The following is an 11,867-nucleotide window of genomic DNA, read 5'->3' as shown; positions in this document are numbered from 1 at the left end:
AGCATGCGCCGAAACCCTCGAACTACGACATTTCAACTTTGCCCAGATACGACATTACAACTTTGCTCTTACATCTAAAATGTCGATAATTCACGTTATGTAAAATCATAACCACTAGTCTGTATCGATACGACTGGACCCTGACGGCCTCTCAGCCCATCAAACCCCAAAGAACGCCAACCCCGCCACCACGATGCCGATCGCGGCCACGCCGATCGATAGCCCCTGCATCCATGATCGTCGCGTGAGGATCGTGATAGCGGCCAGCGCGATCGAGATCTGGATGACGGTCGTCGCCTGCGACCATCGATGGTGTCGGTGCATCCGCTCCTCGCTCGCCGCGTTGTTCTTCTCGACTTCCTTTTCGAGCGCCTCGGCGCGTGCCCGGATCGGATCCTTGTCGGCGCGGTATCTCGCGGCATCCGTCTCGAACCGCTTTCGCTGCGGCGATGCCTCCGGGCTCAACGCCGCACCGAGTTCGGCGAGATTCTGCTTGTCACCCTTCGCCTGGTAGTAGGCCCACTGGTTCGCAGCCTCGGTTTTCCGGATTGCGGCGTCATTCTTGTAGAGCAGCGCGAGGCTCTCGTCGGCACTGCTCTGATAGGCAGATATTGCACCGAAGCACGCAAGCACGGCCGTCAGCACTGCAATGCGCGACGTACCTGGATCGCCACCATGAGACTCGTGATGTTCCACCGCATGGTCGTGAGGGCCATGAACTTCGTATTCTTCAGACATTCGTAGCAAACCCGCAAAAGTTGAATGAATTTGTCGCCTGCCGGCCGTTTGGCTAACGTTAAACGAATTTGGCAAGGCCAACAAAATAAGCGGGCACTCCGGATTCACGGATCGCCAGCGTCGTTCCAAAGGGCGCACGCAGACGCTCGATCGCAACGCGTCGGCTGCGGCGTACGATCGCCGCGCACCTGAGCACCTGACACAGGCTTCTACACGGCGGCCAAATGGCCGCGACATATCTAGCCGCTGGTTTCGTGTTTCGCTTTCCCCGTCGGGTCATTCCCGCGCGGCTGAGGGAACGAGCAAATGCCCCACGTCGGCGCACACTCGTTAAAGCGGAAATGCGTCACCGCCTCTGCCGCCATCCCTGCCATCCGACGCATGCGAAACCATCCATGGGGTCGGACAGATTCGAATGTTTCAAATATATGTAATTCGATCGGCATTGTTTTAATTTCGATTAAATTCACCTCTTCCGCCAACCTTGTCATCCGTCATTTAATTTCCTATAAATCACTGATGCCAAGTCAATCGAAAATACAGCGGCGACACTCGAGACAATCACCCCAATAGAAGGAAATTGAATGCCCGGCATTCAATAAACCAATGTTCCGGCATGCCCCGCCGCCTCGGCCGTGACCGCTGGCATTGTCCGGCGCCATCATGGTCGATCTGCCATCGCCCAGCCGGATTGGATCACCACGAAATTCGCCGGAATCGCAGCCTTTGACGATGCCGGCGCGCCATGCGTCCGAAGCGCATGGCGCTGTTCTCGAAGGCACGGGGAAGCATCCAACCTCTTCAAGGTGAAAAAAATGAGTCTCAATCCGATTGAAAATCAGCCACACGGGACCTTTGCGGAATTCGCCAACACTGCCCCTGTTTCTGCCATCGAGGTCGATACATTCAAAATGGCGCTCTATCACGACGGTGTGCAATTGGGCTGGCTTGGCCAAAACAGCGGCGAATGGGCCGTTCTCGTCGATTCCGCCGCGAAAGCGTTGACGCTCGAACAGTACCCTTATAACGGCGTGACGTATTATCGGATCCTCGGCACCAGTCGATATATGTCCGTCAGCAATAACGCCTACGTGGGTTTCTATAACTGGATAGGCGCGCGCGGATGGACGCGTCAGGGCTCGATTTTGATTTCCGATTTCAACCACCAGAAACTGTCGCTCTATTCCAAGGACAACGCGTATTTGTATGCGTGGGATGCCTACACCGTGCTCGATGTGAGGTTCGACGAGCAATAACGCACGACGCTTCGCCCGCCGGCTTGAATTTCCGGCGGCGACACGGCGCAGGAAGCGGCGCATCCCCCGGCGACACCGGCGGGATGCCCGCCGGGTTGTGCCATTCGCATTCATCCCACGATCAAAAAGGGAAACGCAATGACCTTCAAGATTCTCAGTTGTGATGGCGGCGGTATCCGGGGATTGATCACCGCCCTGCTCATCCAGGACCTCGACCGCCGCAGCGGGATCATCGCGAGCGCCGACGGCTTTGCCGGCACATCCACGGGCGGCCTGATCGCCCTGGGGCTCGCCCGCGGCGTATCCATTTCCGAGATCGTCGATATCTACAGGACGAAGGGCCCGGTGATCTTTCGGGAAAACGGGGCGTGGCTGGCGCAAAAGCAAGCGCTCGAACAGCACACGCAAGCACTCGAACAAGGCACGGTCCTGGCTGGCCCGGGCGTGTTCCAGTGCCAGTATGTCAACACCGGGCTACAGGAGGTCGCCAAGTCGCTGGTCGGCAACGGCAAGCTGGCCGATCTGTCCCGCTTCGTCGCAATCAACTCGGCGCGTCTGTGGGATCCGCCCACCAGGAGCTGGGCTCCGTGCACTTTCTCCAACGGAAACGGCAACGCCTACCGTAACGTCAGCCTGTTCGACGCCGCACTTGCCACGTCGGCTGCGCCGACGTATTTCCCGCCGTACGAAATCGCCGGGCTTGGCTATTTCGCCGATGGCGGCGTGTTTGCGAACAATCCTTCCGTGTCCGCCATTGCCGAGGCGCTGGCGAGCCGTCGCGCAGGCAGCCTGGACGATGTGCGCCTGTTGTCGCTTGGCACCGGCACCAGCCCCGTGGGCATTGCCCCGGACGCCGTCGGCAACCCGTTGACCTGGGGCGTTTCGAAATGGCTGTGGCCGCTCGAAAGCGGGCGCGTACCGGCAGCAGCCCTGCTCGGGCTGACGATGGATACGACGGCGGCGATCGCCGCACAACAGGCCGGGCAGATACTGAACGCCCATTACCAGCGCGGAAATTTCGTGCTCGGTCAATCCATCGCACTGGACGACTGGCGCAAGGTGCCGGAACTGGAGAAGGAAACCCAGGCGTACATGAGAACCGCCGAATGGCAACGTGTTTGCCAGTGGGTGGAGCAATTCTGGCGCTGATCGCAACGTCGATAGCCGGGCTTTCGTGAGCAGCAGGCGCTGCAGGTGCCGACGGCGAACGAATCGGAAACAACGAGGCCGGGCAGAACGCCCGGCGCTCGGCAACGCCAGCCGCGTGCGCACCGCGCAAATGGCGGCACGCACGCGGCCAACCGGCCATCAGGCCATCAAGACCACCCTCAGACGGCCATCACCGTCACCGACTTCGTGACGAGATACGGCTCCAGCGCTTCCGGGCCGCCTTCCGACCCGTAGCCCGAATCCTTCACGCCGCCGAACGGCATTTCCGGCCACGGCGTGGCCGGCTGGTTGATCCACAGCATCCCGACTTCCAGGCGTTGCGTCAGCAGATGCACGTTCGCGAACGAACGCGTGAACGCGTAGCCGGCCAGCCCGAACGGCAGACGGTTCGCCTCGGCGATCGCATCCTCGAGCTTGTCGAAGCCGCGAATCGCCGCGACCGGGCCGAACGGCTCGTTGTTGAACACGTCCGCTTCGAGCGGCACGTTCGCGATCACGGTCGGTGCGAAGAAGTTGCCTTCCGCGCCGATCCGCTCGCCGCCGGTCTCGATGCTCGCGCCGACCTTGCGCGCGTTGTCGACGACCGACGCCATCGCGGTCAGGCGCCGCGGGTTCGCGAGCGCGCCGAGCGTCGTGCCTTCCTCGAGGCCGTTGCCGACCTTCAGCCCTTCGGCATGCTTGACCAGCGCGCGGGTGAACTCGTCGCGGATGCTGTTGTGCACGAGAAAGCGCGTCGGCGAAATGCAGACCTGCCCCGCGTTGCGGAACTTCGCCCCGCCGGCGGCCTTCACCGCGAGCGCGACGTCCGCATCCTCGGCGACGATCACCGGCGCGTGGCCGCCCAGTTCCATCGTCGCGCGCTTCATGTGCTGGCCCGCGAGCGCGGCCAGTTGCTTGCCGACCGGCGTCGAACCCGTGAACGTGACCTTGCGGATCACCGGGTGCGGAATCAGGTACGACGAGATTTCAGCCGGATCGCCGAACACGAGGCCGATCACGCCGGCCGGCACGCCTGCGTCGACGAACGCGCGCAGCAGCGCGGCCGGCGATGCGGGCGTTTCTTCCGGCGCCTTCACGAGGAACGAACAGCCGGTCGCGAGCGCGGCGCTCAGCTTGCGTACGACCTGGTTGACCGGGAAATTCCACGGCGTGAACGCCGCGACGGGGCCGACCGGCTCCTTCACGACCGTCTGTTGCGCATTGAGGTTGCGCGGCGGCACGATCCGGCCGTACACGCGGCGCCCTTCGTCCGCGAACCATTCGATGATGTCGGCCGCCGACAGCACTTCGACGCGCGCTTCGGTGAGCGGCTTGCCCTGCTCCTGCGTCATCAGCTGCGCGATCGTGTCGGCGCGTTCGCGCACCAGCGCGGCCGCCTTGCGCATCGTCGCCGCGCGCTCGTGCGCGGGCACCTTGCGCCATGCTTCGAAGCCGCGTTGCGCCGCCGCGAGCGCACGGTCGAGATCGGCGATGCCCGCGTGGGCCACCTTGCCGATCGGCTTGCCGGTCGCCGGGTTCACGACGTCGATCGTCTTGCCGCTCGCGGCGTCGACCCACTCGCCGTCGATCAGCAGTTGCGTATCCGTATAAGTCACGTTAGCCATCCAGACACCCCTACATTGCGTCGATAAAACGCGCGCTGCCGCGAACGGCCGCACGCGGGTTGACAGAAACAGAAAAAGCCACGCCGCCGGGGCAGGCACGCGCCCGGCGGCGTCGACGGCAGGCACGCCGGCCCGCCGTCGTTGCGCAGCGTGCCGCGCTCAGTGCGCGGCCGCCGTCGCCTTGCGGAGTTTCGCGACGTCCGCCGCCTGCACGGCCGGCGCGCCGTTGTTCCAGCCGGCGCGCATGAACGTCAGCACGTCGGCGACCTGCTGGTCGTTCAACTGGTTCGAGAACGCCGGCATCGGATACGCGGACGGCACGCCACCGATCACGAGCGTGTCGCTGCCGTTCAGCGTCACGTTGATCAGCGACGACGCATCGGCCTCGAGCACGTTCGGATTGCCGGCGAGCGGCGCGAGCAGCGGTGCATAGCCGCGCCCGTCCACCCCGTGGCAATGCAGGCAGTAAGCGTTATACACCTTCGCGCCCGGATCCGTTGCCGGCCGGCCCAGCGCGACCTGCGTCGCCTTCGGATCATAGCGGTACGGCGGCGCGCCCGTGCCGCCTGCCGCCGGCAGCGACTTCAGGTAACGCGAGATGGAGGCCAGATCGTCGTCGGTCAGCTCCTGCGTGCTGTGGTTGATCACGCTCACCATCGAGCCGAACGCGGTCGCGTGCTGATTCGCGCCGGTCTTCAGGAACTGCGCGACGTCCGCCTCGTTCCAGCGGCCGAGCCCGGTGTTGTGCTCGCCGGTCAGGTTCGACGCGAACCAGTTGTCGATCGCGGCGCCCGACAGGAACGCCGCGCCGCTTTCGTCGAGCGCCTTCTCCTGGAAGCCGACCCCGCGCGGCGTATGGCACGATCCGCAGTGCCCGAGCCCCTGTACGAGATACGCGCCGCGGTTCCACATCGCATCCTTGGCCGGCTTGTCCGCGTAAGGCGTCGTGTCGAGGAACACGATGTTCCACAACGCGAGCGGCCAGCGCATGTTGAGCGGCCACGGGATGTCGGACGGCCGGTTCGCCTGCTTCACCGGTTCGACGCCGTGCATGAAGTACGCATACAGCGCCTTCACGTCGTCGTCCTTCAGTTTCGCGTACGACGGATACGGCATCGCCGGATACAGGTTGTGACCGTCCTTCGCGACGCCCTTGCGCAACGCGCTGGCGAAATCCGCTTCCGTATAGCCGCCGATGCCGGTCTCCGGGTCGGGCGTGATGTTGGTCGTGTAGATCGCGCCCATCGGCGTGACCATCTTCAGGCCGCCCGCGAACGGCGTGCCGCGCGGCGCGGTGTGGCACGCGACGCAGTCGCCGGCTTTCGCCAGATAGGCGCCGCGGGCGACGAGCGCGCTGTCGGCGGGCGCCGTCTGCGCGGCATGCGCGGCCGTGCCGGCCACCAGCGCGGACAGCGCGAACAGCGACGCGCGGAGCGTGTTCAGGTTCAGGGTGAGATATCGCATGGTCGTCCCCTCCCCTCAGGCCGTTTTCAGCTGGTTGCCGACCGGCAGCTTGCGCAGCCGCGTGCCGGTGGCCGCGAAGATCGCGTTCGACAGCGCCGCCGCGGTCGCGGCCGTGCCCGGCTCGCCGATCCCGCCCGGCGCCTCGCCGCTCTTCACCAGATGAACTTCGATCGGTGGCACCTCGTTGATTCGCATCATCCGGTAGTCGTTGAAGTTGGTCTGCACGACGCGGCCGTCCTCGATCGTGATCTCGCCGTACAGCGCGCCCGTGATCCCGAAGATGATGCCGCCCTGCACCTGTGCCTCGATCGTGTTCGGATTGACGAACATCCCGCAATCGACCGCGCACACGGCGCGCTTGACCTGCACCTCGCCGCCGTCCACCGCGACGTCGATGACGATCGAGAAGAAGCTGCCGAACGCGTGCATCACCGATACGCCGCGCCCTTGTCCCTTCGGCAGCGATGTGCCCCAGCCGGCCGCCTTCGTCGCGACGTCGAGCACGTTGCGGGCGCGCGGCGTCTTGTCGAGCAGCGCGCGGCGGTACTGCACCGGGTCGGTCTTGGTCTGCGCGGCCAGTTCGTCGATGAAGCTTTCGACGACGAACGTGCTGCGCGTCGGCCCGACGCCGCGCCAGAACGCGGTGGGCACGTGGCGCGGCTCCTGGCGCACGTAGTCGACCAGCTGGTTCGGCAGGTCGTACGGCAGTTCGGCCGCGACCTCGACCGCGTCGGGATCGACGCCGTCCTTGACCGCCGGCGGCGCGAAGCGCGCGAGGATCGACGAGCCGACGATCCGGTGCTGCCACGCGACCGGCTTGCCGTTCGCGTCGAGGCCGGCCGAGATCGCGTCGTGGTAGCACGGCCGGTACATGTCGTGCTGGACGTCTTCCTCGCGCGTCCAGATCACCTTCACCGGTGCGTTGACCTGTTTGCCGACCTTCACGGCCTGGCCGATCATGTCGGTCTCGAGCCGTCGGCCGAATCCGCCGCCGAGCAGATGGTTGTGCACGACGATCTTGTCCGGCGACAGCCCGGTCAATTGCTGCGCCGTGTCGCGTGCGCGGGTCGGCACCTGCGTGCCGACCCAGATCTCGCAGCCGTCGCCACGCACGTGCACCGTGCAGTTCACCGGCTCCATCGTCGCGTGGGCGAGCAGAGGTTGTTCGTAGACGGCGTCGACGCGCGTCTTCGCGTTCGCGAACGCCTTGCCGACGTCGCCTTCCTTGCGTGCGACCGCGCCCTTGCCGTTCGCCGCCGCCTGCGCGAGATCCGCGAACAGATCCTTGGTCGACACCTTCGCGCCCGCGCCTTCGTTCCACTTCACGACGAGCGCCGACGCGCCGCGCTTCGCAGCCCACGTGTGATCGCCGACCACCGCGACCGCGTTGTCGACGCGCACGACCTGGCGCACGCCGGGGATCTTCCTCGCGGCCGTGTCGTCGACGCTCGTGACCGTGCCGCCGAATACCGGGCTGTTCACGATCACCGCGTACAGCATGCCGGGCAGGCGCACGTCGAGCCCGAACTGCGCGGTGCCGTCGACCTTCTCCGGCGAATCGAGGCGCTTCGCGGGCGTGCCGATCAGCTTGAAATCCGCCGGCTTCTTCAGCACGACGTCCTTCGGCACCGGCAGCTTCGCCGCGGCGTCGGCCAGCTGGCCGTACGATGCGCGCCGGCCGCTCGGCGGATGCTGCACTTCGCCGTTCACCGCGCGGCAGCTCGCCGGATCGACGTTCCATTGCTTCGCAGCCGCCGAGACCAGCAGCGTGCGCGCGGTGGCGCCCGCCTGGCGCAGCGGGTCCCACGCGTAGCGTACCGACGTCGAGCCGCCGGTGAGCTGGCCGCCGAGCAGCGGGTCGAGGAACAGCTTCTCGTTCGGCGGCGCATGATCGAGCGTCACGCTCGACAGCGGCACTTCGAGTTCTTCCGCGATCAGCATCGGCAGCGCCGTATAGACACCCTGCCCCATCTCGACCTTCGGCATCACCAGCGTGACCTTGCCGGCGCGGTCGATCTGCACGAATGCGTTCGGCGCGAACACGCCGGGCTGCGCGGGTTCGGCTGCATCGCCGCCGATCACCGAGCGACGCGCATCGTCGCCCGCCGCCGGCAGGCTGAAGCCGAGCAGCAGGCCGCCGCCGGCCGCCGCGCCGAGCGACATGCCGAATTTCAGAAACGACCGGCGCGACACGCCCGCAGTCGCCCGACCTGCTTCGATCAGTCCTCGAGACATGTCAGGCCTCCTTCGCGGCTTGTTTGACGGCCGCGCGAATCCGGTGGTACGTGCCGCAGCGGCAGATGTTGCCGGCCATGGCCGCGTCGATGTCGGCGTCACTCGGGTTCGGGTTCGACGCGATCAGCGCGGTGGCGGCCATCACCTGCCCCGACTGGCAGTAGCCGCACTGGACGACGTCGAGCTCGCGCCAGGCCTGCTGGACCTTGTGGCCAGCCGGCGTCGCGCCGACGGCTTCGATCGTCGTGATCTTGCGGCCCGCGACGGCGGCGACCGGCAGCACGCACGACCGCGCGGCCACGCCGTCGAGATGCACGGTGCACGCGCCGCATTGCGCGATCCCGCAGCCGAACTTGGTGCCGGTCAGGCCGACGACGTCGCGCAGCACCCAGAGCAAGGGCATGTCGTCGGGGGCGTCGACCGAGCGGGTTTCGCCGTTGATGTTGAGGGTGATCATTCAGCCTCCGGGGCCGTTGTATTGGGGGAGCGGCGCGAACGACGCGCGCTGCGTCATGGGGTCGTCGTCATCGCCGTTGCGTCGTGCGCAACGGGTGCCGCGCGGCCCGGGTGCGGGCGGGCCGCGGCGGTGGTGTTGCGTGCTGCGTCGTTACTCGGCCACGTCGATGCCCGTCAGCACCTTGATGACCGGCGGTGCGGTGAACCAGTCGGCCGACTTCGTGCGGAACTCGCCGAAATACGGGCTCGCGAGGTGCGCGTCGAACGCCGCCTGGTCGTCGTAGATCTCGTACAGATGCAGGTTCGGCGAACCGTCCCGCTCGCGGAACAGGTCGTAGCGCCGGTTGCCCGGTTCGGTGCGCGTCTTAGCGACCATGCTGCGCAGTTCGGCCTCGGCGGCCTGCGCGTGTTCGGGTTTCGGGAACAGGGAAGCAATCACGTGAAGCGCCATTTTCCACTCCTTTGAAAACGGAAACGAGCATGCCACAAGCCGGCGTCGTGCGACGCCAGCGTGCAACGGTCGTATCTCGTCGAGCGGCGGGATCAGGCCAGCTCGTCCGGGCCGACACGCACGACGACCTTGCCGAAATTCTTGCCGGCGAGCAAGCCGATCAGCGCTTGCGGCGCATCGGCGAGATCGGGAACGATGTCTTCGCGCGTCTTCACCTTGCCCTGCGCGACCCACTCGCTCATGTCCTTCAGGAACGGCGCATAGCCGGTTGCATAGTGATCGAGAATGATGAAACCCTGCACGCGGATGCGCTTGCGCAGGATCGCGCCCATCAACGCCGGCACGCGGTCACGGCCGGTCGACAGCGCCTTGTCGTCGTAGGCCGCGTCGTTGTAATGCGCGATGATCCCGCAGACGGGCACGCGCGCATGGTCGTTCAGCAGCGGCCATACCGCGTCGAACACGGCGCCGCCGACGTTCTCGAAATAGACGTCGATGCCGTTCGGGCACGCGTCCTTCAGCTTCGCGGCAAACGCCGGGTCGTGGTGGTCGACGCATGCGTCGAAGCCGAGTGTGCCGGTCACGTACGCGCACTTGTCGGCGCCGCCCGCGACGCCGACCACGCGGCAACCCTTCAGCTTGGCGATCTGGCCGACCACCGCGCCGACCGCGCCGCTCGCGGCCGCGACGACGACGGTTTCACCGGCTTTCGGTTCGCCGATCTTCAACAGTCCCGTGTACGCGGTGAAGCCCGGCATGCCGAGCACGCCGAGCGCGTACGACGGGTGCGCGAAGTCCCGGCCGAGCGGGATCAGGTCGCGTCCGTCGGACAGCGCGTAGTCTTGCCAGCCGGCCCCGGCGACGACGAGATCGCCTTCGCGAAACGCCGGCAGGTTCGACGACACCACGCGGCTGACCGTGCCGCCGACCATCGGCTGCCCCAGTTCGGCCGGTGGCGCATAGGACGGCGCGTCGCTCATCCGGCCGCGCATGTACGGGTCGAGCGACAACCAGACGGTGCGCAGCAGCACCTGACCGGGGCCGGGTACCGGGACGTCGGCGGTTTCGGCGCGGAAGTTGTCCGGTGTCGGCGCGCCGACCGGGCGCGAATTCAGGATGATCTGGCGGTTTGCGGTCTTGCTTTGCGGCATGTGAGCCTCCGTCAACAGGAATGAACGTGCTTCATGGGCACGATCGGATCAGGGATGGACCAGCAGGAAGTGCGTGCCCGCATCGGCGCTCGGGCCGGCGCGGTCGCAGACAGGCGATTGGAACGATCGGGACAGCGTAACGCGGTGTGAAGCGTTCGGCTTGAAGCGTTCGTCATGAATGATTGAGTAGACCAGTCGTCTAGATTTAGGGTGAAAACAAGGCGCGCCCATGCGCGCCCGGATTACGACTGCACCCCGTCATGCGCGGCCGGCGGCAGGTTCAGCATGCGCCGCGTTTCGACCATCGCCCTTTCGAGCGGTTTGCGATTGCGGTGAATCTTCTCCAGCAGCGTCGCGCCCAGCCACAGCTCGTACAGGATCGCGGCGGTGTACGACGGATCGTCGACGCCGCTCAGCGAACCGTCGGCGAGCCCCGCCTCGATGCCGCCGGCGAGCCGCTCGATGATCTGGCTGGTGCCGCGCCGCAGTACCGCGCGCATCGCTTCGGACAGATCCGACACTTCCGCGCCGAGCTTCACCGCGAGGCACTTGCCTTCCGGATCGTCCGCGCATTGCGTGTGCAGCCAGTTGCCCCAGTACGTCATCAGGCGCTCGGCGCCCGTGCCGGCCTGCTGCTTGAGCAGGTTGTCGAGATGCGCGAGATAGCCTTCGAAATACGATTCGAGCAGCGCTTCGCCGAATGCCTCTTTCGAGCCGAAGTAATGGTAGAACGAGCCCTTCGGGATGCCCGCCGCGGCGAGAATCTCGTTCAGACCGACCGCCGAAAACCCCTTGTGGAGCATGATCGGCTTCGCGATGTTCAGGATGTGCTGGCGGACTTCGGCGCCTGAAGATGCATTCATGATGGCGTATGGTAGCAACGATTAGACCGGTCGTCTAGTAACGTCGAACCGGCATGTTGAGCGGCACTTTACCCGATCCCCGCCGCGCGCCCAATGCCTGGCCGCCGCTGCTCTCGCCTGCTCGTGCGGGCTGCACGCGGCGCGTCATATCGGCGACTCGGTTTCGTCGCAGGCATTTCATCGATTTCCCGCATAAATACGCGCGGCGCATGTGCCGGCGACCGCGAGGATGCGGCCGGCATTGCACACGTGTGCAATGCGCCTGACCGTCGTTGCCTCCTCCCGAACCCGTGACCAGGAACGCCCCATGACTGCTTCGAAACCCGCCCGCCCGACCGCGCCGAACCGTCGGCGCTTCATCCAGCGCGGCGCCGCGCTGACCCTGTCGCCGCTCGTCGGCTCGCTGGCTGCCTGTGGCGGCGACGGCAGCCCGGCCGCCGTGTCGGCGTTCGCCGCCACCGGCGCCGCCGATACGTCCG

Annotated in this window: 10 protein-coding genes; 2 read left to right on the top strand and 8 right to left on the bottom strand. The window is 65.9% G+C overall.

All coding sequences use genetic code 11. The features are described 5' to 3' along the window. Positions 1-159: 159 nt before the first annotated feature. A complete protein-coding gene (locus tag HWX07_RS29015; RefSeq protein ID WP_175878616.1) occupies positions 160-738 on the bottom strand; it encodes a DUF4337 domain-containing protein in 579 nt (192 codons plus the stop codon). Positions 739-1,373: 635 nt separating this feature from the next. Between HWX07_RS29015 and HWX07_RS29010 the strand changes: the two genes are divergently transcribed. Together HWX07_RS29010 and HWX07_RS29005 are read left to right on the top strand one after the other, a co-directional pair. Beyond that, positions 1,374-1,994: a hypothetical protein gene (locus HWX07_RS29010; protein ID WP_226209672.1), complete on the top strand. Its 621-nt coding sequence runs from the start codon at positions 1,374-1,376 to the stop codon at positions 1,992-1,994. A 138-nt stretch (positions 1,995-2,132) separates the two neighbouring features. Beyond that, positions 2,133-3,143 carry a patatin-like phospholipase family protein gene (locus HWX07_RS29005; protein ID WP_175878615.1) on the top strand — a complete coding sequence of 337 codons (1,011 nt, stop codon included), beginning with the start codon at positions 2,133-2,135 and terminating at the stop codon, positions 3,141-3,143. Between the two features lie 179 nt (positions 3,144-3,322). Here HWX07_RS29005 and HWX07_RS29000 read toward each other — a convergent pair whose 3' ends face one another. The 7 genes from HWX07_RS29000 to HWX07_RS28970 form a co-directional block, all read right to left on the bottom strand. Then, complete coding sequence (locus HWX07_RS29000; protein WP_027808277.1) at positions 3,323-4,768, bottom strand: NAD-dependent succinate-semialdehyde dehydrogenase; 1,446 nt, start codon at positions 4,766-4,768, stop codon at positions 3,323-3,325. A 159-nt stretch (positions 4,769-4,927) separates the two neighbouring features. Beyond that, positions 4,928-6,232: a cytochrome c gene (locus HWX07_RS28995; protein ID WP_175878614.1), complete on the bottom strand. Its 1,305-nt coding sequence runs from the start codon at positions 6,230-6,232 to the stop codon at positions 4,928-4,930. Positions 6,233-6,247: 15 nt separating this feature from the next. Further along, on the bottom strand, positions 6,248-8,467 hold the full coding sequence (locus tag HWX07_RS28990; RefSeq protein WP_175878613.1) for a xanthine dehydrogenase family protein molybdopterin-binding subunit: 2,220 nt from the start codon (positions 8,465-8,467) through the stop codon (positions 6,248-6,250). 1 nt (position 8,468) lies between these two features. Then, on the bottom strand, positions 8,469-8,924 hold the full coding sequence (locus HWX07_RS28985; RefSeq protein WP_006479019.1) for a (2Fe-2S)-binding protein: 456 nt from the start codon (positions 8,922-8,924) through the stop codon (positions 8,469-8,471). Between the two features lie 150 nt (positions 8,925-9,074). Continuing rightward, positions 9,075-9,374: a putative quinol monooxygenase gene (locus tag HWX07_RS28980; protein WP_175878612.1), complete on the bottom strand. Its 300-nt coding sequence runs from the start codon at positions 9,372-9,374 to the stop codon at positions 9,075-9,077. Between the two features lie 92 nt (positions 9,375-9,466). After that, a complete protein-coding gene (locus HWX07_RS28975; RefSeq protein ID WP_074803312.1) occupies positions 9,467-10,525 on the bottom strand; it encodes an NADP-dependent oxidoreductase in 1,059 nt (352 codons plus the stop codon). 242 nt (positions 10,526-10,767) lie between these two features. Next, positions 10,768-11,388, bottom strand: a complete 621-nt coding sequence (locus HWX07_RS28970; protein ID WP_175878611.1) for a TetR/AcrR family transcriptional regulator — start codon at positions 11,386-11,388, stop codon at positions 10,768-10,770. Positions 11,389-11,867 lie beyond the last annotated feature (479 nt).

It is taken from the genome of Burkholderia sp. BCC0097, assembly GCF_902832985.1.
In the GTDB taxonomy this organism is placed as follows: domain Bacteria; phylum Pseudomonadota; class Gammaproteobacteria; order Burkholderiales; family Burkholderiaceae; genus Burkholderia; species Burkholderia orbicola.
The sequence above is the reverse complement of the archived record's forward strand: the minus strand, read 5'-3'. Positions and strand labels throughout refer to the sequence as shown.